Origin of the sequence: Acerihabitans sp. TG2, assembly GCF_035013185.1 — a bacterium.
Taxonomy (GTDB): Bacteria; Pseudomonadota; Gammaproteobacteria; order Enterobacterales; family Enterobacteriaceae; genus Acerihabitans.
In genome coordinates, this window is sequence record NZ_JAYGJO010000019.1 from 59,604 (window position 1) to 82,884 (window position 23,281).

At 50.8% G+C, this 23,281-nt stretch carries 17 protein-coding genes and 1 pseudogene; 12 read left to right on the forward strand and 6 right to left on the reverse strand.

Features of this window, described 5'->3' with window-relative positions; genetic code table 11:
- Nucleotides 1-25 precede the first annotated feature (25 nt).
- The 3 genes from iolE to iolD form a co-directional block, all read right to left on the reverse strand.
- Nucleotides 26-922, reverse strand: a complete 897-nt coding sequence (gene iolE, locus SJI19_RS16355) for a myo-inosose-2 dehydratase (protein ID WP_323479336.1) — start codon at nt 920-922, stop codon at nt 26-28.
- Nucleotides 923-1,004: 82 nt separating this feature from the next.
- Complete coding sequence (locus SJI19_RS16360) at nt 1,005-2,018, reverse strand: Gfo/Idh/MocA family oxidoreductase (RefSeq protein WP_323479337.1); 1,014 nt, start codon at nt 2,016-2,018, stop codon at nt 1,005-1,007.
- Between the two features lie 709 nt (nt 2,019-2,727).
- A complete protein-coding gene (gene iolD, locus SJI19_RS16365) occupies nt 2,728-4,668 on the reverse strand; it encodes a 3D-(3,5/4)-trihydroxycyclohexane-1,2-dione acylhydrolase (decyclizing) (protein WP_323479338.1) in 1,941 nt (646 codons plus the stop codon).
- A gap of 659 nt (nt 4,669-5,327) precedes the next feature.
- Between iolD and SJI19_RS16370 the strand changes: the two genes are divergently transcribed.
- Nucleotides 5,328-6,191: a MurR/RpiR family transcriptional regulator gene (locus SJI19_RS16370; protein ID WP_323479339.1), complete on the forward strand. Its 864-nt coding sequence runs from the start codon at nt 5,328-5,330 to the stop codon at nt 6,189-6,191.
- Nucleotides 6,192-6,262: 71 nt separating this feature from the next.
- Here the strand turns inward: SJI19_RS16370 and iolB are convergent, their stop codons facing one another.
- Both iolB and SJI19_RS16380 read right to left on the reverse strand, forming a co-directional pair.
- Nucleotides 6,263-7,084 carry a 5-deoxy-glucuronate isomerase gene (iolB, locus tag SJI19_RS16375; protein WP_323479340.1) on the reverse strand — a complete coding sequence of 274 codons (822 nt, stop codon included), beginning with the start codon at nt 7,082-7,084 and terminating at the stop codon, nt 6,263-6,265.
- Between the two features lie 135 nt (nt 7,085-7,219).
- Entirely contained in the window at nt 7,220-8,731 is a 1,512-nt protein-coding gene (locus tag SJI19_RS16380) for a CoA-acylating methylmalonate-semialdehyde dehydrogenase (RefSeq protein WP_323479341.1), read from the reverse strand.
- A gap of 436 nt (nt 8,732-9,167) precedes the next feature.
- Here SJI19_RS16380 and SJI19_RS16385 point away from each other — a divergent pair, with 436 nt between their 5' ends.
- From SJI19_RS16385 to SJI19_RS16420, 8 genes and pseudogenes are all read left to right on the forward strand, one after another.
- On the forward strand, nt 9,168-11,096 hold the full coding sequence (locus tag SJI19_RS16385) for a bifunctional 5-dehydro-2-deoxygluconokinase/5-dehydro-2-deoxyphosphogluconate aldolase (RefSeq protein WP_323479342.1): 1,929 nt from the start codon (nt 9,168-9,170) through the stop codon (nt 11,094-11,096).
- A 198-nt stretch (nt 11,097-11,294) separates the two neighbouring features.
- On the forward strand, nt 11,295-12,185 hold the full coding sequence (locus SJI19_RS16390; RefSeq protein ID WP_323479368.1) for an oxidoreductase: 891 nt from the start codon (nt 11,295-11,297) through the stop codon (nt 12,183-12,185).
- A gap of 307 nt (nt 12,186-12,492) precedes the next feature.
- On the forward strand, nt 12,493-13,218 hold the full coding sequence (locus tag SJI19_RS16395) for an ABC transporter ATP-binding protein (RefSeq protein WP_323479343.1): 726 nt from the start codon (nt 12,493-12,495) through the stop codon (nt 13,216-13,218).
- An 81-nt stretch (nt 13,219-13,299) separates the two neighbouring features.
- On the forward strand, nt 13,300-14,232 hold the full coding sequence (locus tag SJI19_RS16400) for an ABC transporter substrate-binding protein (RefSeq protein ID WP_323479344.1): 933 nt from the start codon (nt 13,300-13,302) through the stop codon (nt 14,230-14,232).
- Between the two features lie 74 nt (nt 14,233-14,306).
- The gene (locus SJI19_RS16405) at nt 14,307-15,962 is read left to right on the forward strand and encodes an iron ABC transporter permease (protein ID WP_323479345.1); all 1,656 of its coding nucleotides are present in this window, start codon (nt 14,307-14,309) and stop codon (nt 15,960-15,962) included.
- Between the two features lie 211 nt (nt 15,963-16,173).
- A complete protein-coding gene (locus SJI19_RS16410) occupies nt 16,174-16,545 on the forward strand; it encodes a hypothetical protein (RefSeq protein WP_323479346.1) in 372 nt (123 codons plus the stop codon).
- Nucleotides 16,542-17,075 (forward strand): RES family NAD+ phosphorylase, encoded by a 534-nt coding sequence (locus tag SJI19_RS16415; protein WP_323479347.1) that lies wholly within the window; start codon nt 16,542-16,544, stop codon nt 17,073-17,075. The genes SJI19_RS16410 and SJI19_RS16415 overlap by 4 nt, the downstream gene beginning before the upstream one ends.
- 29 nt (nt 17,076-17,104) lie before the next feature.
- Nucleotides 17,105-17,452, forward strand: a pseudogene (locus SJI19_RS16420) (aldo/keto reductase); the annotation flags it as partial.
- Nucleotides 17,453-17,475: 23 nt separating this feature from the next.
- On the opposite strand, the gene SJI19_RS16425 reads toward SJI19_RS16420, so the two are convergent.
- The gene (locus SJI19_RS16425; protein WP_323479369.1) at nt 17,476-17,682 is read right to left on the reverse strand and encodes an excisionase family DNA-binding protein; all 207 of its coding nucleotides are present in this window, start codon (nt 17,680-17,682) and stop codon (nt 17,476-17,478) included.
- 225 nt (nt 17,683-17,907) lie between these two features.
- Here SJI19_RS16425 and SJI19_RS16430 point away from each other — a divergent pair, with 225 nt between their 5' ends.
- The 3 genes from SJI19_RS16430 to uxuA all read left to right on the forward strand — a co-directional run bounded on the left by SJI19_RS16430 (nt 17,908) and on the right by uxuA (nt 23,262).
- Nucleotides 17,908-19,452 carry a methyl-accepting chemotaxis protein gene (locus tag SJI19_RS16430; RefSeq protein ID WP_323479348.1) on the forward strand — a complete coding sequence of 515 codons (1,545 nt, stop codon included), beginning with the start codon at nt 17,908-17,910 and terminating at the stop codon, nt 19,450-19,452.
- Between the two features lie 263 nt (nt 19,453-19,715).
- Nucleotides 19,716-21,926, forward strand: coding sequence for a catalase/peroxidase HPI (gene katG / locus SJI19_RS16435; protein ID WP_323479349.1), 2,211 nt, complete (start codon nt 19,716-19,718; stop codon nt 21,924-21,926).
- Between the two features lie 268 nt (nt 21,927-22,194).
- Entirely contained in the window at nt 22,195-23,262 is a 1,068-nt protein-coding gene (uxuA, locus tag SJI19_RS16440; protein ID WP_323479350.1) for a mannonate dehydratase, read from the forward strand.
- The last annotated feature ends 19 nt before the right edge of the window (nt 23,263-23,281 follow it).

The following is a 23,281-nucleotide window of genomic DNA, read 5'->3' on the forward strand; positions in this document are numbered from 1 at the left end:
GTCGCCATTCAAGAGTTCAAAAAAATTAAATGCCTGCAACCTCACGAATATATCGCCTGGCTTTAACGGCATATTCGAAGGGATTGGCTTTGGCGGGATCTTGTTCTGCTTCCACCACGATCCATCCTTGATAACCAAAATTGTCCAGTAATGTAAATACGGGTTTGAAATCAATCACGCCATCGCCCGGTACGGTAAAGGTCCCTTTTTTCACGCCATCGAGGAAACTGAGTTTATGGGCGCGAACCTCGGCCACGACCTTATCCCGCACATCTTTTAAATGAACGTGATTGATGCGTGGCAGGTATTTTTCCAGGATATGCAGCATGGCTTCCTGCGAGCCCTCTGAGTAATACGCATGGCCGGTGTCATAAAGCAGGTAAACATCGTCGTCCACCAGATCCATAAACCGATCTATTTCCTTGGTGGTCTGAATACCGGTGCCCATATGATGATGAAGGCCGACGGTCATTCCTTTTTCGGCGGCAAGATCCGCCAGTTCATTATAGCCACTGGCCACCAAGTTCCACTCGTTGTCGGTAAAAATAGGCCTGCCTTCCAGTACCGGTTTGGGTGTACCTTGAGTACTGCGCGACTGCTCGGAACAGCCAATCACTTTTGCGCCCATGGCATGGAGAAAATCCCTATGGGTAATAAATTCATCGAGGGTTTTGGCTTTTAGTCCGTCGGCAAAAAAAGTGCTGAACCAGGCATTACAGATTTGAATACCGCGGATATCCAGCATCGGTTTGAGAATGTTGGGATCCCGAGGATATTTACTGCCTACTTCGCTGCCGGTAAATCCGGCCAGCGCCATTTCGCTGACCGTCTGCTGGAATGTATTTTCCTTCCCTAAATCTGGCATGTCGTCATTGGTCCAACCAATGGGGGCAATGGCGAGTTTGACTTTGTTTTTATCCATGATAAAGACACCTTGAATAGAGCATTAACCGAATGAAAGTCCCGCGCAGATTCTTGCTGCGCATAACAAAAGGTATTTCCACCTAACGTCGGTAAAAAGCCGGGCGAGGCGGCAAAGAAATACTCACCACGCCAGATTTCTTTTGCGCTGCGATGCAGGCGTCCGCGGCCACCGACGCGGCATACCCGTCCCAAGCTGAGGGGCCGGTCAGTTCCGCATGGGTCACTCCGTCAATAAAGTCTTGCAGTTCGACGTCATAGGCGTCGATAAAACGGTCTTTCCAGTCGGTGAGGATAGTATGCGAGAGCTTGGCTTTGCTGCGCAGTAATACGCTGGACGGTTCTGGCAGGCTGGCGATGCCGTCCTCACCCACGACTTCGGTTTGTATGTCATAACCGTACTGACAGTTAACGAAAATCTCAACGTCAATGCGGGCGCCTTTAACGGTCTCCAGCAAAACGATCTGTGGATCGCGCAATTTGGCGTGGGTATGGGGGCTGGCACGTGGAAAAATGACCTGGGCGGAAACATAATCATCATCAAGCAGCCAGCGTAATACGTCCAGTTCATGGATCATGGTATTGGTAATGGCCATGTCGGTAGTGTAATTTTCATCCACTTTCTGGTTGCGATGGGCACAATGGAGCATCAACGGTTGACCAATTTCGCCGCTATCGATGACCTTTTTCAACGCCCGGTAACCTTCATCGTATGGCCGCATGAATCCGACTTGCACCAGGCGTCGGCCTTGAGCGATTTCAGCGTCGACGATGCGTTTGCAGCCGTCGGCAGTGACAGCCAGTGGTTTTTCACAAAACACTGGCTTACCGGCGGCGATAGCCTGCAAAACGAATTCTTCGTGGGTGGGATCCCAGGATGTGATAATCAGTGCGTCCACATTGGTGGCATTGATAACCTGTTCGCCGTTTTGCAGTACTACCGCATCCAGACCGAGTCGATTAACGGTCTGGGTGGCGCTTTCGAAGTCGATATCGGAAACGGCAACCACTGTGGCTCCTTGTAATTTTTGGCTGCAGCGGCGGATATGTTCCTGCCCAATGGCCCCGGTACCGATCACTCCTAATTTCACCGTCATGTTGATTCTCCTGTATGACATTATTTTAAGCGTTTGATGCTCAAACCGGTCGTCGCCCAATAGCCCTATGGAAAAAGGCGACGTGGCGCATGTCGATTCATAACATCTTTATTTCATCTACATAAGAATATATATTTCATAATATAATAATACAGAAAAAACGTTCTATTCTGAGATGAAGATCATATATTCGAGGATATTTTTTGTCACCAAAGGGAAATTTCTGTTTCTGCTTCCGAGGACGATTATTCAACTATTGCATGTAACATTATGTTATTTATATAAATTTATTTATGTTTATTATCATTTTTTTGTCATTATATTCTGAATATTTAAGGGAATAGGTGAAAAAAAAACGATGATTACTGATGTAAAATCAATATCATGGTTTTTTTACGAATATTTTTTAAAGTTTAAATTTTCTATACTAAATGTATATGAAATTTATTTTTTGTTTGTCTGTTTTTTGCCCATATCGAAAAATAAAGCGGTATCGTTGCTATCACATCATCAATGGACTTTGTCGTCGGGCAGGGGAGACGGTAGGCAATGAACGGGAAAAAACAGGTTTTTTGGCGGGTGAGCGGACATGAGACCAGTTGTTGGAACAGCCCGTACCGGCCAAGTGAATTTATCGGTCTTGGCCGGCTTGTGTCATATCACGGGCTGTTCATGACGGTATCACTGACGGCGACGAACCAGGTCGGGTTCAATACTGACGGGCTTTGCCGATATTCTCTTCCAGTATGCGTGCCATGGCCTGTATATCCGTGTTCGCGGAGACCTGCGCACCGCCGACCCGCCACCAGCTGAAATAGCCGTGGATCATGGTTTTCGGCAACACTTTGATATCAATCAACGTTGATAGGGTCTGCCGCCTAGCGTCTTCAAGTGCATAATGCAACTCTTCCAGCGTGCTAACCCGGTAACTTTTACAGCCGTACCCCTCGGCAATTTTGGCAAAATCCACCGGCACCAAGGGACCATCAAGTCGGGATGGAGATTTTTCACGAAAACGGAATTCGGTGAAAAAACTGTGCATGCCATGCCCTATCTGCAGATTGTTGATGCAGCCGTTGGCCATATTGTCGAACAGTATCACATTGATTTTTAAGCCTTCCTGGATAGAGGATACCAGTTCGGAATGGGACATCATAAAGGCGCCATCACCCACCAAGGCATATACCTCCCGTTCCGGCTCGGCCATTTTGACGCCCAGTGCCGCGTTGACCTCGTAGCCCATGCAGGAGTAGCCGTATTCCACGTGATAACCCTGGAGCGCGGTAGTACGCCAGATACGCTGCAAATCCCCCGGCAGGCTGCCAGAGGCGGCGACAATCACTGCATCCGCCGGGATGGTTTTATTGACAATGCCCAATACTCGACTTTGCGTCAGTAGTGAACCGGTAATGCGGTTGAATTCGGCAAAGACGGACTTGCGGTCCAAGGCATCATCCACTTCCGGAACAAAATCGTCACCGGTGTAATTAATGGCATAAACGCGTTCCCGTTCTATCTGCAACTGGTTGCGCACGTCGATGATGCGATTCCCCCAGTTTCCGTGCCACTCATGCGATGCCAGGCATTCATTGAGGGAACGCAGTGCTTCGCGAGCGTCAGATGTTATCTGGCAGCCGTCAAGCTTGAACGCGTCAAAACGGTTTATATTGAGGTTCAGGAACGAAACCGTCGGATTCTGGAAAATCCATTTGGATGAGGTGGTGAAATCGGTATAACGCGTGCCGACGCCGATAATCAAATCCGCCTCTTTGGCCAGTAGGTTGGCGGCCAGGGTTCCGGTTTCGCCGATGCCGCCGACATTGAGCGGGTGATCGGAAAGCAGCGTGCCTTTTCCTGCCTGGGTTTCGGCGAAGGGGATGTGGTAGCGTTCGGCAAATTCCCGCAATGCCTGTCCGGCGTCCGAGTATTTAGCGCCGCCGCCACAGATCAACAGCGGTTTGCTTTTTCGCAATAACAATTCCACTGCCTCGTCCAGCATGCTGGCCGTCGGTGGTCGACGCTCTATACGATGCACCCGTTTCTGAAAAAAATAATCCGGATAATCATACGCCTCGCCCTGGACGTCCTGTGGCAGAGAAAGGGTTACCGCGCCGGTTTCCGCCGGGTCGGTCAGAACACGTAATGCACTGATACAGGCGCTCATCAATTGTTCGGGGCGGGAAATCCGATCCCAATACTTGCTCACGGTGCGAAAAGCGTCGTTGGTGCTGATGCTCAGATCATAGGATTGTTCAATTTGCTGTAGCACCGGATCGGGTTGGCGGGTGGCATAAACATCACCGGGCAGCAGCAACAGTGGAATGCGGTTGGCGGTGGCGGTGGCCGCTGCCGTAATCATATTGGCGGCGCCGGGACCGACGGAAGAGGTGCACGCGTAAATCTGCCGCCGCAAAGACTGTTTTGCAAAGCCTATGGCCGCATGGGCCATGCCTTGCTCATTACGGCCTTGATGGATATGCAATTGCCCGCAATCTTGCTCCAGTGCCTGCCCAAGCCCCAGAACATTACCATGGCCGAAGATGGCAAAAATGCCTTTGATGAATTTCGTTTCGACGCCGTCAACCTCGACATACTGATTATCTAAAAAACGTACCAGCGCTTGTGCCACAGTCAATCTGATTTTGTTCATGTTTCCCTTCCGTTGCCCCTGGCCAGTTGGCGCCCCATCGGCCGGTATGATGGCCGGTCCATAGAGGATCCCAGAAAGACGTAGGGTTATGATGTGGTGACTCATCGGGTTATGAAATATATGGAATGATTATAGGTATTTCGTTAATCAAAAAAACACACAATAAAATATAAATTTCATTTATGAGATAATGATCAAATATTAGAAATATTTTTTTCATTTAAAGGGGAATGAAATGGATTGGTTTTTACCAGAAATTAGTATTAAAATACTGATAAATAACATTTATGTAAAATTTTATTGTTTCAATAGACGTCACCTGCCACTCTCAAAAATTGTTATACAATTTATTTTTTTCATATAGGCAAGGTTAAACGTAACAGTTGAACCTACGATGGGTCGCCTCACGTTAAAAAATAGAAGATTAATGAAATGAAGCGCAGTGGGGGGGATTTTTTCAAGCTGACAGGAGAGTCAGGAGCCTGTGCGTGGATTGAGGGCGGCGGGGGAGTCTCTTAGCCAGACTGCGTTTTAAGTGGTCTCAAGCATGATGCACTTAATAAAATGACGAGATATTTTCAATAATAGGTTGATTTGAAATTTTCAATCGTAATAATCAAGACTAGCGCTTTTGCTGAAATTCACGGTGTGCCGTTTTCATGACAACTTCTTCTTCCCAACTTTCGTCATTGCAGGATGATATACGTAACCGCTACGATACGCTCAGTAAGCGATTGAAGCAGGTGGCGCGCTATATACTCGATAACAGTACCAGTATCCCTTTTGATACTATTGCCTCAATCGCTGCAAAGGCCAATGTCCCACCCTCGACGCTGATTCGTTTTGCCAATGCGTTTGGTTTTGACGGTTTCAATGAAATGAAACAGGTATTTCGTCAACATATGATGGAGGACACAGTCAGCTATACCGAACGCGCCCGACTATTCCGCCAGACCGCCGGTAAGGAGGCCAATGAGCCGGAAACGCCGATGGAAATATTGAGCATGTTCAGCATGGTCAACAGCCTGGCGCTTCAGCAACTGCCGGGGCAGATTAATGCTACGGACTTGGCCCATGCAGTGAAACTTCTGGCAAATGCCAACAATATCTATGTTATCGGGTTGCGCCGTTCTTTCAGTGTCGCCGCTTATTTGACCTATGCATTGCGACATCTGGAGCGTCGTGCTTTTCTTATCGACGGGTTGGGCGGTATGTTTACCGAACAACTGAGTATGGTGCAGTCCGACGACGTGGTAATCGCCATCAGTTATTCACCGTACGCCCAGGAAGTCGTAGAACTGGTTTCCATGGGGGCGAAAAGCGGAGCCAAGCAAATCGCCATTACCGATAGTCTGGTTAGCCCGCTGGCTGCGTTCAGCGAAGTTTGCTTTGTGGTGCGTGAGGCACAGGTGGACGGCTTCCGTTCCCAGGTATCCTCCATGTGTTTGTCCCAGACGCTGATGCTGTCCCTGGCGATGCAAAATGCCGCTCACCAGTCTGACCATATGCAAAAAAACGGCTGATGCCCTGTGGATGTCCGAAGCGATAACCCGCACCCACTCAGGGTGCTGGGTTGATAAATCTCGTTTCAGCGCTAAGGCACCTTGGGATACTCCGCTGAGTTAATCCAAGCATGGTCCTTTTCCCAGGTAAACTGCCATTTACGTACGGGGCCGGCCATGACATTGAGATAATAATTGTCGTAACCTGCCAGCGTCGCCACCGGATGATACCCACGAGGGACTTTAACGACATCCCGGTCATACACCGGCAAACACTCGTCGAGGGAGCGATCATCGGTGTAAACCCGTTGCAGGCAAAATCCCTGAGCCGGTTCAAGGCGATGATAATAGGTCTCTTCCAGATAGGTTTCATCAGCTGAATTTTCCGTGTCATGCTTGTGACTGGGATAGGAGCTGGTATCCCCTTCTGCAGTAAATACTTCCACCACCAGCAGGCTATCCGCCGGGTCGTTTTCCGGTAGAATATTATGTACCAGGCGCTGGTTGCGTCCCTTACCACGGTGTTCGACTCCGACGTCATCTGGCGCGATTAGCCGCGCCGGCAAATTACCCTTGCCCGGCGCCTGGCAAACTGCGAGTTCTAAATCGGTTAATGCTACGATGTGCGCCTGATCGTGATGGGGTACGTAAACCGAATAAGGGGGTATGCGTTCAAAGGGACTCATGCGTTTGCCGATCTGGCTGAATTCGACATGGCGGGTGGTTATGGTCGCCAAACCTGCCACCAGTACCAGACATAGCTCCTGACTGCCGCTGTCGAGATCCAGTGTCTGTCCTTTTTTAAGCAGATAGGCGTCAAAACTCACATAACGCCAGCCGGCATTTTCCGGGGTAATGTGCTGAATATGTCCATTGTCGTCCCTGGCTTGGCACTTCGATAATAATGTGGTCACACCGTCCTCCTATGCAAATCAAACCGCCGCCTCAATGCCTTAAGCAAGATTATGGCGCAAGGCACATGCTGGCGCATCAGCTTGTGCGGGGCAGCCACATGACCACCCCGTAACGCTAAACCAACGTGATGCTGATTAAATCGTTCCGTCCCAAGAATCCACTTTTTCGCGTTTGCGTTCTGCCTCATCAAACCAGCGGCTGGTAACGCATTTGGTTTCGGTATAAAAACGTACGCCGTCCTTACCAAGACAATGAAGATCGCCAAAAAATGAATTTTTATGGCCAGAGAAGGGAAAAACCCCCACCGGTACCGGAATGCCCACATTGATGCCCACCATGCCGCCGTGAGTTCGTTTCTGGAATTCTCGTGCATAATGTCCGTTTTGGGTGAAAATAACCGAGCCGTTGGCTAACGGATTCTGATTCATGATCCGCAGACCTTCTTCAAAGTCTTTCACCCGTTTGAAACATAATACCGGCCCGAAAATCTCCTCGGTGCCGATACTCATCTCTTCAGTCACCCGATCAAACAGCGTCGGGCCGACATAATAGCCATTATCATACCCCTCTACTTTATAGCCGCGTCCATCAAGCATCAACTTGGCACCTTCTTCGATTCCTTTGGTTATCCAATTTTCCACTGACTTTTTATGTTCGGGTGAGATGACCGGTCCCATATCCGTCTCTTTCAGGTAACCCGGGCCGACCTTCAGCGCTTTGGCTTTTTCCAGAATAGCGGCAATCAGCTGATCGGCGATGTCTTCCTGGACCACCACCACCGGCAATGCCATGCAGCGCTCTCCCGCACAGCCGAACGCGGCATTGATAATTCCTGCCGCGGTACGGGCAATAGGGGCGTCTGCCAATACTAACGCATGATTTTTGGCTTCACACAGCGCCTGAACGCGTTTGCCGTGCGCCGCCGCTTTGGAATAGACATGCAGACCCACTGATGTGGAGCCGACAAAAGAGACGCCATTGACATCGGGGTGGGTTAGGAACAGATCAGCCTCGTTGCGCGAGCAGGTGACAATATTAATGACGCCGTCGGGTACGCCAGCTTCCTGATAGAGTTTGGCGATTTCCATACAGGTCATCGGCGTCATGCTGGCCGCTTTAATCACCATGGTATTACCGGAAGCGATACAAAGCGGAGCCATCCAGCCCATGGGGATCATGGCGGGAAAATTGAACGGCACGATGCCTGCAAATACCCCGATGGGTTCACGATAAAGGGTGGTATCAATACCCACCGAGGCATCCATGAGACTTTCACCGGCCAATAATGTCGGAATAGAGCACGCCAGTTCCGTACCCTCCTTGGCTTTCAAAACATCTCCTTGGGCATCACCCCAGGCTTTACCGTTCTCCTTTGCCACAAGTTCCGTCAGGCGTTCCTCATGCTTGATCAGTAGTTCGCGAACCTGGAACATGATTTGCGCACGTTTGATTACCGGCGTATTTGACCACGCCGGGAACGCTTTGCGGGCAGCGGCGATGGCGGTATTAACTTCATCCTCGGTACAGCAGGGCGCTTTGGCAATAATGTCGCCGGTGCTGGGATTACGCACGTCCATAAAACGGGTGGTTTTGGAATCGAGCCAATGGCCGTCAACCAAATACTGTAATGTTTCTACTGTAGGCATATACATACACTCCATAATGTAATAAGAATCACTTTCGTTTGTTAAGCGTCATCACCCTTCACAGCGGGCATTATAAGATTGGAATGTTTTATAAAAACCAATTTTAGAATAAATATTCTATTTATGAGACGTCGATCAAAAAAAATGAAATTTTCATTTCTTTGAACTTTCGTACAAATAATAAAAGCCTTATTTTTTAAAAAATTAATATAAAACATAATGTTAATTATACTTTATGTTTATTTTTGCATTTCAGGAAAGAGGATTGATTTTTTTAATATCACGTTAAAAATCATTTGATTATGGCGATGTTGCAGTATGAATATTGCTTGGCGAGTGTATTTCATTAGAGCTATTTGTTTTAATGCCATTGAAAATGAAATTTTTACTCCTCATAATGTTCACAGACTTTTTATTGACGAGGGGATAACACATTATGGGTACGGCGCAGCAGCAAAAAAAGCTTGATGTGATATGCATTGGGCGCATCGCGCTCGATTTATACGGACAACAGATCGGCGCCCGACTGGAGGATATGACCTCTTTTGCAAAATATCTGGGCGGGTCGTCGGGCAATGTTGCTTATGGCACAGCGGTGCAGGGCCTGAAATCGGGGATGTTGGCGCGGGTGGGGGATGAACATATGGGCCGTTTCCTGCGCGAGGAGTTGCAGCGTGCTGGAGTGGACACCCGTTACCTCATTACTGACAAAGAGCGGTTAACGGGGCTGGTGATTTTGGGCGTAAAAGATCAGGAAACGTTTCCGTTGATCTTTTATCGCGATAACTGCGCGGATATGGCGCTGTGCCCTGAGGATATCGACGAGGATTATATCGCCTCCAGCCGGGCGGTGGCGATAACCGGCACACATCTTTCCCATCCCAATACCCGCGCCGCGATACTTAAAGCACTGGATTTCGCACAGCGCCACGGTCTGCGCCGGGCACTGGATATAGACTACCGGCCGGTACTGTGGGGCCTAACTGCGCTGGGGGATGGTGAGACCCGTTTTATCTCTTCCGAACGTGTTACCCGGGAATTACAAGAGGTGCTGCACCATTTCGATTTGATTGTGGGTACCGAGGAGGAATTTCATATCGCCGGCGGTTGCACCGATACGCTCAAGGCTTTGAGCAATGTCCGTAAGGTCAGTCAGGCGACGCTAGTTTGCAAACGGGGAGCACAGGGATGCTCGGTATTTGAAGGGGGTATCCCGGCCGGTTGGGACGCGGTGGCGCTCTACAGCGGCGTACGGGTTGACGTACTGAATGTGTTGGGGGCGGGAGACGCCTTTATGTCTGGTTTGTTGCGCGGGTATCTGAATGATGAAGGATGGGAGACAGCCTGCCGTTATGCCAATGCCTGCGGTGCGCTGGTGGTATCCCGCCACGGCTGCGCGCCCGCGATGCCGACCCGGGTCGAACTGGACGATTACTTGTTACGTGAGAAATCGGTTCCACGGCCGGATAAAGATGTGCTATTAAACCATCTGCACCGGGTGACTACCCGTAAGCAACAGTGGCCAGAGTTATGCGTGTTTGCGTTTGACCACCGCCAGCAATTGGTGGACATGGCTCATGCCGCTGGGCGAAACGAGAGCGATATACCGCGGTTGAAACAGCTGCTGCTGCAGGGAGCCCGGGCAGCTGCCGTTGAGGCGGGGCTGAAAAACAACGGTGGTATCCTGGTGGACACCACATATGGTCAGGCTGCGCTAAACGACATTACCGGGCAGGGATGGTGGATCGGTCGGCCGATAGAGTTGCCGTCCTCAAGACCGCTACGTCTGGAACATGGTGATATTGGTTCGCAGTTGGTGGGGTGGCCACTGGAGCATGTGGTGAAATGTTTAGTGTTTTATCATCCTAAAGATAGCGAAGCGATATGCAGGGAACAGGAGTCGTTAATCACTGAGGTGTATCACGCTTGCTGCCAGTCCGGCCATGAACTGCTGCTGGAAGTGATCCTGCCTAAGGACAATTCGGACCAGGACGAAAAATACTACGCGCAGATCCTGTCGCGCTTTTATGCGCTGGGGGTTCAACCGGACTGGTGGAAATTGCCGCCTCTGTCAGCGCAGGGGTGGCGGGCTATCAGCCAGGTGATCGAACATCATGACAGCTATTGTCGGGGGGTAGTGATCCTGGGACTGGACGCGCCGGAAGAGCGTTTGAAAGCGAGCTTTGCAGCGGCAGCGGATGCGCCAATGGTGAAGGGATTTGCGGTAGGGAGGACTATTTTTGGCGAACCGTCCAATAAATGGTTCCGGGGCGAGCTTGATGATGGTCGATTGGTCGAGGAAGTGAAACATAATTTCCTCAGACTGATCGGCTACTGGCGGATTTATCGACCTGCCAAACACTGAAATCGACCACAACGGGCGAGGGAAATGCGTTTTTGGAAAGGCCGTGCAAGCGGTCTTTTTTAGGGTGGTATGTCTCGTTGGATTCAAGGCGCCGGTTCTCTTTTGGCACGAAACACGTATTATCCAGCAGTAAGACGGGGGTAAGTGATCACGGCTGTCAGGGCCGTGAATGACAATGATGACAGGAGGATAATGATGATGTCTGACAATCCAAGCATCGCTCTTGTGGGTCCGGGGGCAATAGGTACGACCATGGCGGCGGCACTTCATGAGGTCGGGCGCACGCCAACGATTTGCGGCCGCTCGGCGCGTGAGTGCCTGGAGTTGCGTGTCGACGGTGGTCGAATTGTGGTACCCGGTCCCGTGTGTATTGATCCGGCCGGGATGAAGACCACGTTCGATCTGGTTTTTGTCGCGGTCAAGTCGACACAAGTGGATGCGGCGGCACCCTGGCTTTCGGCATTGTGCAGTGCGCAGACTGTGGTCTGCGTGCTGCAAAACGGCGTTGAGCAGAAAACGCTCTTCGCGCCGTATCTGTCCGGTGGCGCAGTGCTGCCCTCGGTGGTGTGGTTCCCCGCGCAACGTGAGCCGGATGCCTCGGTGTGGTTACGCGGTAACGCGCGCCTCACCTTACCGGATACGCCGGCGACCAGCGTGGTGCTCACGGCTTTGCGCGGCACACGATGTTCGGTCGACGTCGCGTTGGACTTCACGTCGGTCGCGTGGCGAAAACTGCTACAGAACGCGGTCGCGGGTTTAATGGTTCTGGCCGGTCGCCGTGCCGGTATGTTCACTCGAACCGACATCACCCGGCTGTCTCTGGCCTACCTACGGGAATGTCTTGAGGTCGCTCGTGCCGAGGGTGCGACACTGGGCGATGAAGTCCCGCAAGAGATCATCGATGGTTTTCATCGTTACCCGGCCGACTTAGGTACCTCGATCCTCGCCGACCGGCAAGCCGGTAACCCTCTTGAATGGGACTGCCGGAACGGGGTGGTGCAGCGATGTGGGCGAGCCCACGGCATCCCTACGCCGCTCAGCGATCTGGTCGTCCCCCTATTGGCGGCCGCCAGCGACGGCCCCGGCTAATGACGCAACACGCGTTAAGTCCGACGGAATTCTGGAGAACATACCTCGTCTGATTGGCGATTGTTGTTTAAGGCACCTGCGTCTGAACGGGTTAACGGCATCAAGGCTGAAGCTGACCTCAATCAGTTTTCACGCATGTTGACTAAACCACCCCAAGCACCGTCATATTTGTGCAATAAACCGCCATTAGGCTTGCAGCTTAACAATAAATCCCAAAGAGGATAGTATCCATGACCAAAGCTGCCCCTTGGCTGGTAGTGCTCGGCTGCGCATTTCACCGCGGAACGCCTTTCCCGTTGGTTGCACCATGAGTATAAACGGCTTCATGACCCCTGCCGCAATCCGCGTAGAAAATGTTTTCCATTATTTTTCCGCCACTCCCGTATTGAACAATCTCTGCCTTGAGGTGCCTAGAGGCACCATTATGGCGTTGCTGGGCCCTTCCGGTTGCGGTAAAAGCACGCTGTTAAAACTGCTGGCCGGGCTACTGCATCCTGCCGCAGGTCGCCTTTTTTTTGGCGAGCAAAAAATAGTCGATGGTCGTTTCAGCTTGCCGCCCGAAAAACGCAATTTGGGGATGGTTTTTCAAGACTATGCCTTATGGCCGCATATGACGGTGGCACAAAACGTGGTATTTCCGTTGCAAATGCGCGGCGTCACGGCCAAATCACGTCGGCTGCGTGTATTGGAAACTCTCGATCGCGTAGGACTGGCTGACTTCTCTGAGCGTCGACCGGCAGAACTTTCGGGTGGTCAGCAACAACGCGTAGCCTTGGCCCGCGCCATCATTGCCGAACCTCAAATTCTGCTCTTCGATGAACCGTTATCCAACCTTGATCGCACTCTGCGCGAAAGCCTTTGTGAAGAGATGGCCGCGTTATTACGGCAATTGGGCACCACCGCGGTATATGTCACTCATGACCCACATGAAGCACAAACGTTAGCTCACAGTATTGCCCATATGAATCGAGGCGCGGTTGAGCGTATCGATCAACTGGACGTGGTTTCCCGAGTCTCTCCTTTTGTTGCATAGCCTTTGGTGGAATGACTAATGAACGCATTGAAAAATAAAACTCGTCAACCTTCCTTTATCAAAACAGGTCTACTTACTGCAATGACTTTCACTTTTGCACTGGCAACGGTTAATGCGCAGGCGTTGACTGTCTATACCGCTGGCCCTGGTTCCTTGGCCAAAAAACTGGCGGCGGGTTATGAAAAACACACTGGCGTTAAGGTCGATGTTTTTCAGGCGACTACGGGCAAAGTCATGGCTCGTCTGGATGCCGAACAAGCCAATCCACGCGCCGATGTGTTGATTTCCGCCTCCTGGGATACCGCCTCAAGTCTAGAGAAACGTGACTGGCTGCTGCCATATCAAAGCCCTAACGCTATGCATGTGCCTGCGGCTTTTAAAACGCCTTATTATGTCGCTCAGGGAATATCTGCACTGGGTATTGTCTGGAATACCAAAAGTGGCACGCCGGAGCCAAAAGATTGGCAGGATCTCGCACAGCCGGCATTTAAAGATAAGGTCACAACGCCAGACCCTTCACTATCCGGCGCATCGTTGGATTTGTTGATAGGTTTGCAAAATGCACACGGTGAGCAAGCATGGAAACTGTTTGGGGCACTCAAGACCAACGGTATGATCATCGCGGGACCGAATGCCCAGGCGCTTACCCCGGTCTTGCAAGGCGCAAAAGCCGCCGTGTTTGGCGCTGTTGACTATGTTTCGTATAACAGCATACAAGCCGGGGAAGCGATTAAAGTGATTTTCCCTGCCAGTGGAACGGTGATCGTCCCGCGTCCAATGATGATCCTAAAAAGCAGCAAAGAGCCGGCGCAGGCAAAAGCCTTTATCGACTATGTCCTGTCGGCGCAGGGCCAGAAATTGGTGGCTGATGCCTGGTTAATGCCAGCCCGAGATGATGTTGATGCCAAACGGCCTTTGTTTAACTCACTGAAAGTCTTACCCACAGAAGCCACTGATTCGACCGATCGTAAGCGGGTACTGGATAAATTTGCCACCCTGTTTGCCGCCAAATAAACCGATGATAGCGTGTGTTTTTATCTTCTTTGTCATGAGTCGACGGAACATCCCGTCGGCATAGGGAACCGGAAATGAATAAAAATACGCTGCTACCCCTCTTTACCGGCAGTGCTTTGCTGCTGTTGGTGGCGGTGCCTATCACTTTTGTATTACTACAGTCCATTTTCCCGTACCTGGACAGAGGTGCCTTTAACGCACCCTTCAGTGCCTTTGCCCGCATTTTTCAGGACACACGGTTCTTTGGATTACTGAGCGGAACACTGAAGCTTGGTCTCGGTGTGGCATTGGGCAGCGCGTTGGTGGGTATTCCACTTGGCACCCTGCGTGGCCTTTTTGCTCTGCCTTGTGCCGCACTGTGGGATGCGCTGTTTTTGATCCCTTTCCTGTTCCCGCCATATCTGGCTGCACTGTCGTGGATGCTAGCGCTGCAATCACACGGTTACGTTCAACAACTGTTGTTGGTCGATCTCAATAACGTTCTGTTTTCTCTGCCGGGAATGGTGATAGTGATGACGCTCAATGTGTTCCCGGTGGTTTATTTTGCCGTTTCCCGCAGCATGGCAGCCAGCGGGAGCCGACTGGCGGACGTGGCACGAGTACACGGGGCAGGTCCCTGGCGCGCATTTTTCAGCATTACGCTCCCTTTGGCGCTGCCAGCGATTGCATCAAGCCTGTTGCTGGCTTTTACCCTGGCAATTGAAGAATACGGTGTACCGGCCGCATTAGGCAGCCGCAGCGGGGTGGCGGTGCTGACGACCGGCATTGAACAGCGTTTAGCCGACTGGCCGATTGATATGCCAGGTGCCGCGGGGCTTTCAGTGGTGCTGGTCGCCATTGCCTGCTGCGCCTACTGCGTGCAACGCGCCATCATCAGCGGAAAAAACGTGGAAACAACCTCGGGGAAACCCGCCGCTGTGGTGCCACGATCACTGGGTTATGGGCGTTACCTGGTTATTTTACTGTTCAGTCTTGTTGCTTTGGTTACTGTTGGCTTACCGTTAGCCTCAATGCTGGCAACGGCTTTCACGCGCACGCTTTCTGGTGGGCTAACCTGGGACAACCTCACTCTGGCGCATTTTAGCGCGTTGTTTGATGTGCAGGGGGATGCTCTGGGCGCACTGACAACCAGTCTCAGTCTGGCGCTGGTCACTGCCCTGATTGTCGGCGCAGTAGGTTTGCTCGCCGCCTGGCTTGTCGTCGCTCAACGTATCCGTTTTGCCGCCTGCATTGACGCACTGTCGCTGTTTCCTGCTGCCTTGCCGGGTATCGTTGTTGGTGTTGGCCTGATCCTTGCGTGGAACCGTAGTTTCTGGCCGGTTACGCCTTACAACACGTGGGGAATCCTGCTCCTGGCATACTGCTGTCTGCTGTTACCTTATCCCGTACGCTATGTGAGTGCGGCAATCAAACAGATTGGCGACAATCTGGACGCTGCCGCCAGAGTACATGGGGCGAGTGCGGCGCAGGCATTGCGATTAATCATGCTACCGTTGGTCTGGCCGAGTCTGCTGGCGGCGATGATGATGGTGTTCGCTGTGGCATCACGGGAGCTGGTCACGTCCCTGTTGCTTGCCCCCGCAGGGGTACAAACCGTATCTGTGTTTGTCTGGCGACAGTTCGAGCAAGGCTCGGTGGGTGACGGCATGGCGATGGCGAGCCTGGCTGTTTTACTCACCTTGTCCGTGATGCTGTTTGCCGTCAGATTGCAAAACCGACAACGTCGTTAAGCCTATTCGGGGGTGACGAATTATTGCTTAGGCTACGCGCAAATGGTTGGGCTTTCGATTCTGATGGCGGATTTGCGCAAAGAGCGCTCGCCGATGCAGACAAACCACAAGCATCGGTTGTGCATTTATGGGGTGTATCGACGTCGGTATTGTGATATTTGCAATATGGGTGCATAATAAGTGCATGTTGATTGCATTGGAAGGAGTTGCAATGAGCGTATTACTGCAGAACTCGCTGAGCGTTCAGTTTCGCGAGCCCAATACCGCCTACTTATCACCCACGAGGGTCGGCGATTTCTTCGGTTTCCGAATCCAGGAACTGGCCGAGCGTGCTCATGTCCACCGCAACACCCCCTCCGCACGGCCCCATGCACAACAATTGCAGCAGTTTCTGGTAGATCTGGTGCGGGTACTGGCCGTGGCGACCGAGATGACGGGAGATGCGCAGCAAGCCGTTTTCCTGATTCGCAACGAACCCTTGCGTGCGTTCGGCTATAAGACCGCTGATGCGCTGCTTAGAGAAGGCCGGGCTGATGATGTCATTGCCTACCTGGAATCGTTTGCCGGCGGCGCCGCTGGATGATCGTCGCTATTCTAGACGGCGAGCGGTTCCCGGCGTTTTACCGGGTTATTGTGCCGGCCTATGCCACGACACCTTGCTCTGGTATGGGCGCGGCCAGGCAGGGTGGGCGCTTCAATCGTCCTCGTCAAGAAGCGCTGTACCTATCGGTTGATGAGGCTACCGCGTTGGCCGAATACCAACAGGACAATCCCTGGCTACAGCCTGGCATGATCTGCACTTTTTTCGCCAAAGCATTGCGGGTGGCTGACTTGAGCGCCGGATATGACTCAACGCACTGGGCCGATCTGTGGGCCGACTTCGCCGTCGACTGGCGTACGGAACGTTTTGGCAACGGCATTGAGCCTCCTACTTGGTACATGGCCGATGACGTGGTTGCCGCTGGCTTGGACGGCATACTTTTCCCCTCGCAAGCGTATCCCGGTGGAATTAATCTGGTGATTTATCGCAGTTCCCAACTAACATCGGCGCAACTGTGCGTCTATGATCCGGCGAGCCGCCTGCAAGACATCACGCCTAACATCCGTACGTAGCACACATGGGGGCCATGATTCGACTTAAAATCACGAATCAGTCCAGTTTCGCCGCGAATGATTTTCGTCGTAATCTTCCACGCTTTCAGAAAGAGGCAATGCAGAAAAATCAGCAACTGCTTGGCTGCTTGCAGGATGTGGCAGGGAAATACCCGTGTACGCTGGCGCAGCTTGCACTCGCCTGGGTAATGAGCAAAGGGGATGATATTGTCCCTATCCCGGGAGCACGAAAGCTTGGGCATTTGCGGGATAATGCCGCTGCAGCCAATTTCCTCATTTCTGAAGATGATATTAAAATCATCGATAATATTTTCAAACCGGAACATATTCATGGCCTGCGATATACCCAAGATGATTTCGATTTAATCGATAAGTAATTACCAACAACACATTTCCTCACTCATACTTTACGCATCACGGCGGTTCCGGCCATGGATTCCCAATGGACAATGGTCGGAATAACTAAAGCACAATAAACCATGACATCGGGGTAGCGCAGTTTCCGTCGGTTGCCGGTGCGATGGTAGGTGATTTCATCGTTATCCAGCAACCGGGTAAAGGTGAGCCGCGACACATTCAGTATGTCTGCCGCTTTCTGCGTCGTAATTTGTGATCACGCTCGTATTTACATATAAAAAATTTAACGAGTTAATTACACTGTTTAAAATAATACCTTTATTATTAGATAGTTAAATTGCCTATAACAAAAAAATAACATATTGAATCTTTGTATCACTTTATCGATTAATTTATTTTTTTTAATTTCCGATAACACATAAGGCGCGGGCGGACGCGTTACCAGCCATATAAAACAACAACAGGTCATCATGCCATGAAATTATCACTTGCCCATAAACTTTGGCTCCCACTCGTCGTCGCGCTCGTATGCCTTGCCGGGACATTATTCGTTGGCTCGGTGAAGGTTAAAGAAAACCAACTTACACTGCGGAAAACCGAGTTACAGGATGTCTCGCAACTGGCCCTTGGCGTCGTTAAAGTGCAGGCCGATCTTGTTGCCAATGGATTGATTTCACAAGAGGAAGCGCAACAGCGTGCTATCCAGACCATTAAGAATCTGCGTTATGGTAAAACGGGATATTTTACCGTTCTGAATACTCAAGCGCAGGTCATTATGCACCCAATCAATGCAAAGCTGATTGGCAAAGGGGCTGACGTCACTGATGCTAATGGGGTATATATTTTCAGGGACATGGTGGCTGTCACAAGAGACAATAATGCCGGTTATACTACCTATGTTTTCCCTCGTCCTGGCGAGACGACACCCCAGCCGAAAATTGCGTACAACATTCCTTGGTCGCCCTGGGGCTGGGTAATAACGACTGGCCTTTATGTGGATGATATCGACGAGGCGTTTTGGGTCTCGCTTTATCAAAATATTATTGAATTCGTTGCCATCAGCATTTTGCTCTCAATGTTTGTGTATGTGATTAACCGGAGTACATTGCTGACCCTGGGCGGCGAACCGCGCTATGCCGTTGAAGTCGCCGCCCGGATTGCTTCAGGGGATCTTTCCCACGCGGTTGATAAAAAAGCCAATGACAGCTCAAGCCTGATATATGAAATGGACACGATGCGCGAGCAACTGACCACGGTCATTGAAGATATCCGTGCTGGAGCTGATCTCATCAACGCCAGCACCCATGATATCGTCGCCGGAAACCATGAGATAGTCACTCATTCTGAGCAGCAGGCTATATCTCTGGAAAGAACCTCCTCGAGCATGGAAGAGATTACCGCCGCGGTAAAACAAAATGCAGAGAATTCGGGGCAAGCGCGCGAACTGGCTCGTGGCGCGGTGGACATTGCCTCTCGCGGCGGTGTGTTGATGCAGAATGTGAATGACTCAATGAACGGTATTTCTGAAAGTGCCAGTAAAATAGCCAGTATTATTGAGGTGGTAAACGGTATTGCTTTTCAGACCAATATCCTTGCCCTGAATGCGGCGGTGGAAGCGGCCAGAGCTGGTGAGCAAGGCAGGGGATTTGCCGTGGTTGCCGGTGAGGTGCGCAGCCTGGCATTACGCTGCTCTCAGGCTGCGCAGGAGATAAAAAGCCTGGTGGAAGAGTCTATGGCTCGCGTCAACAGCGGTTCTTCACAGATTAAATTGGCCGGGAGCAATATCGACGACATGATAGAAGCTGTGCAGCTTGTGTCGGACATTATGTCGCAAATTTCTGTTGCGACAGATGAACAGAGCAAAGGCATTAGCGATGTTAACGAAGCCGTGGTGCAAATTGATGCAGTGACTCACCAGAACTCCGTGCTGGTTCAACAGGCGGTGGCCGCGGCAAGTGCCCTGGAAGAGCAAACCCGGAGGCTGACGGAAACCGTGGCTTTTTTTAATACTGGCAGATAATACGAATACGGATAATTGAGATGTAAAAAGCCTGCTTAAGGAAATTTAAGCGGGCTTTTCTTATTTTGCGTCCCCGACAGGGAATACCTTTGTCACTCAGTGGCAATATGTCAACAAGGAGAGAATGCTTTTATTGTCAACATCCGCAGAATGAACGCTGACATCCAAAGGGACCATCTATCAAATATATAGGGTAATTCAGGTATGACTTAGTTAAGTCCGTGTATAAAATAGCAATGAGAATCCATAAAAGGAATATGACCATGAGCAATTCTACTGATGAAGAAGCAAAAGATGCAAAGCCTATTGTTGAAGCAGATAGAGAAGCCTCTGGCGGTAAATGCCCTTTTCATGAGGAAAACACAACTAAAACGACTGGCGGTGGGACAAGTAATCGGGACTGGTGGCCTAACCAGCTCAGAGTCGACCTCCTGAATCAGCACTCAAACCGCTCTAACCCGTTGGGCGAATCGTTTGATTACCGTCAGGAATTCGCCAAATTAGACTATGCTGCACTCAAAGCCGATCTCAAGGCGTTGCTCACCGAGTCGCAAGTCTGGTGGCCTGCCGACTGGGGCAGCTATATCGGTCTTTTCATTCGCCTGGCGTGGCACGGTGCAGGGACCTATCGCTCCGTCGATGGGCGTGGTGGTTCGGGACGTGGCCAGCAGCGCTTCGCACCGTTGAACTCCTGGCCAGATAATGTGAGCCTCGACAAGGCGCGCCGTTTGTTGTGGCCGGTGAAGCAAAAATATGGCCAAAAAATTTCCTGGGCCGACCTCTATATCCTTGCGGGCAACGTTGCTCTGGAAAATTCCGGTTTCCGTACCTTTGGTTTTGGTGCCGGGCGCGAAGATGTATGGGAACCCGATCTGGACGTGAACTGGGGTGACGAGACCACCTGGCTTGAACATCGCCATCCCGAATCGCTGGCCCAATCGCCGTTGGGTGCAACGGAGATGGGGCTTATTTACGTCAATCCTGAAGGCCCCAATCACAGTGGTGATCCTGCTTCGGCAGCCCCGGCTATCCGCGCTACCTTCGGCAATATGGGGATGAACGATGAAGAGATTGTGGCGTTAATCGCCGGTGGCCATACGCTCGGCAAAACACATGGCGCCGGTCCTGCCAGTCATGTCGGTGTTGACCCTGAAACCGCACCTATTGAAGCGCAAGGCCTGGGCTGGGCAAGCAGTCATGGAACCGGTGCCGGAGCTGATGCTATCACCTCCGGTCTGGAAGTGATCTGGTCTCAGACGCCAACACAGTGGAGCCATTACTTCTTCGAAAATCTGTTTAAATATGAGTGGGTACAGACGCGCAGTCCTGCGGGCGCTATCCAGTTTGAAGCGGCCAATGCGCCGGATAGTATTCCCGATCCTTTTGATGCTTCGAAAAAACGCAAACCGACCATGCTGGTCACCGATCTGACGCTTCGTGTCGATCCGGAATTTGAGAAGATATCGCGTCGTTTCCATGGCGATCCACAGGCCTTTAACGAAGCGTTTGCCCGCGCGTGGTACAAACTGACTCACAGAGATATGGGGCCAAAAGCCCGTTATATCGGACCAGAGGTACCAAAAGAAGACTTAATCTGGCAAGACCCGCTGCCGCTGCCGGTGTATCACCCAACTACCGCCGATATCGAGTTGCTGAAAGCAAAAATTGCCGCTTCCGGCCTTACCATCGGTGAACTGACGTCGGTGGCGTGGGCTTCGGCTTCAACCTTCCGTGGTGGTGACAAACGGGGAGGTGCAAACGGTGCACGGCTGGCGCTGCTACCGCAAAGGGAATGGGATGTTAACGCCATTGCTGCCCGTGTACTGCCCACTCTGGAATCTATTCAACGGTCATTACAGAAAGCGTCTCTGGCCGATGTGATCGTTCTGGCTGGCGTGGTCGGTGTTGAACAGGCGGCAAAAGCGGTCAACGTAGCGATTGAAGTACCTTTCACTGCAGGTCGTGTGGATGCCCGTCAGGATCAGACTGATATTGAATCGTTCGAATTGCTTAAACCAAAAGCGGATGGTTTGCGTAACTATCGTGGTTTTTCCGGCAGTACGTCGACTGAAAATCTCCTGATTGACAAGGCTCAACAGCTTACGCTAACCGTGCCGGAATTAACGGCACTTATCGGTGGATTACGGGTGCTCGGCACAAACTACGATGGCAGTCAACACGGCGTTTTCACTAACAAAGTGGGTGAACTTAACACTGACTTTTTTGTGAATTTGCTTGATATGGGCACGGAATGGAAAGCAACTGACTCCTCCGAAGAAACATTTGAAGGACGTGATCGCCTCAGCGGGCAGGTCAAATTTATCGCAACGCGTGCCGATCTGGTGTTTGGTTCGAATGCCGTATTACGTGCTTCAGCAGAGGTGTACGCCAGCAGTGATGCCAAAGAAAAGTTTGTTAAAGACTTTGTCGCGGCCTGGACGAAGGTGATGAATCTGGATCGATTTGACCTCTGAACGACGTCGACCGGTTTTAAAGACGTAAATCATCGGTTTCAAAGAGTTAAATCACAAAGCAAAAAGCCCGCTTCAGTTTCTTGAAGCGGGTTTCCTCGTAAAGAACGATCAACAGGTCGACATCTCAAACATGTTGGCCGGTGAATAACAATCCGATACCGGCAGAATTCCATTGTGTGATTATGATCGCATAAAGTTGCCTTGCTAGTCTTTACTATAGATACTAGTATGGTAGGTGAAGATTTAACGTTTAGGGGTAATAAAACTTATGCAAATGACAATGCGCTGGTTTGGACCAGATGAAGACAAAATTCCGCTGGAACATATCCGACAAGTTCCCGGAGTGGAAGGCATCGTGGGCGCGCTATATGACGTTCCGGTTGGTGATGTATGGCCGAAAGATAAAATCAACGTGATGGCGGATCACGTTCGTGCCGCGGGTCTGAAAATGGAAGTCATTGAAAGTGTTAATATCCATGATGACATCAAAATAGGCAACGAAAACCGCGACCAGTATATTGCGAATTACAAACAGACTATCCGCAACCTGGCGGAAATTGGCATAAAAGTCATTTGCTACAACTTCATGCCGGTCTTCGACTGGATGAAAACGGACATGAACTATGTTCTGCCGGATGGCTCGTTGACCATGGCTTTTGAAAAAAAAGATATCGATAAAAGCCTCGATGAAGTTGTTAAGGAAGTCCTCAAAAATTCAAATGGCTTCGCCCTTCCTGGTTGGGAACCTGAGCGCCTGGCGAAAGTGCAGGAGTTGTTCGCTAAATACAAAGATGTTGATGACGATAAACTTCGCGAAAACCTGGTATATTTTCTGAAAGCTGTTGTGCCCGTGTGCGAAGAAGTCGGCATTAAAATGGCCATTCATCCAGACGATCCGCCATATTCCATTTTTGGCCTACCACGCGTGGTTAAAAACCGCGAAGATCTGGACTGGCTTTGCAACGCGGTGGATTCTGAGGCGAACGGTATCACGCTGTGCACCGGTTCCATTGCGGAAGATCCTGAAAACAATGTGTATGAAATTCTGGCTGAATTTACCCGGCGTAAGCGCATTCACTTTGCTCATGTACGTAATATCAAAATCATTAAAGATAAAGATTTCTATGAGTCAGCACATTTATCCCAGTACGGTTCACTGGACCTGTACAAGGTAATGAAAGCGCTGCATGACAATGGTTTTAATGGTTATATACGCCCTGACCATGGTCGTTTTATCTGGGGCGAAACCGGTCGTCCAGGCTACGGTTTATATGACCGAGCCTTAGGGGCGACCTATCTTCTCGGACTCTGGGAAGCACTCGAAAAACAACATTAATTATTCATGCCGGTGGTTC

Bases quoted from the DNA above. Each gene is read 5' to 3' on its own strand.
- SJI19_RS16360 (WP_323479337.1), bottom strand. From the start codon at position 2,018: ATGACGGTGAAATTAGGAGTGATCGGTACCGGGGCCATTGGGCAGGAA.
- katG (WP_323479349.1), top strand. From the start codon at position 19,716: ATGAGCAATTCTACTGATGAAGAAGCAAAAGATGCAAAGCCTATTGTT.
- SJI19_RS16400 (WP_323479344.1), top strand. From the start codon at position 13,300: ATGACTTTCACTTTTGCACTGGCAACGGTTAATGCGCAGGCGTTGACT.
- SJI19_RS16385 (WP_323479342.1), top strand. From the start codon at position 9,168: ATGGGTACGGCGCAGCAGCAAAAAAAGCTTGATGTGATATGCATTGGG.
- SJI19_RS16415 (WP_323479347.1), top strand. From the start codon at position 16,542: ATGATCGTCGCTATTCTAGACGGCGAGCGGTTCCCGGCGTTTTACCGG.
- SJI19_RS16370 (WP_323479339.1), top strand. From the start codon at position 5,328: ATGACAACTTCTTCTTCCCAACTTTCGTCATTGCAGGATGATATACGT.
- uxuA (WP_323479350.1), top strand. From the start codon at position 22,195: ATGCAAATGACAATGCGCTGGTTTGGACCAGATGAAGACAAAATTCCG.
- SJI19_RS16390 (WP_323479368.1), top strand. From the start codon at position 11,295: ATGTCTGACAATCCAAGCATCGCTCTTGTGGGTCCGGGGGCAATAGGT.
- SJI19_RS16395 (WP_323479343.1), top strand. From the start codon at position 12,493: ATGAGTATAAACGGCTTCATGACCCCTGCCGCAATCCGCGTAGAAAAT.
- SJI19_RS16380 (WP_323479341.1), bottom strand. From the start codon at position 8,731: ATGCCTACAGTAGAAACATTACAGTATTTGGTTGACGGCCATTGGCTC.
- SJI19_RS16405 (WP_323479345.1), top strand. From the start codon at position 14,307: ATGAATAAAAATACGCTGCTACCCCTCTTTACCGGCAGTGCTTTGCTG.
- SJI19_RS16410 (WP_323479346.1), top strand. From the start codon at position 16,174: ATGAGCGTATTACTGCAGAACTCGCTGAGCGTTCAGTTTCGCGAGCCC.
- iolD (WP_323479338.1), bottom strand. From the start codon at position 4,668: ATGAACAAAATCAGATTGACTGTGGCACAAGCGCTGGTACGTTTTTTA.
- SJI19_RS16430 (WP_323479348.1), top strand. From the start codon at position 17,908: ATGAAATTATCACTTGCCCATAAACTTTGGCTCCCACTCGTCGTCGCG.
- iolE (WP_323479336.1), bottom strand. From the start codon at position 922: ATGGATAAAAACAAAGTCAAACTCGCCATTGCCCCCATTGGTTGGACC.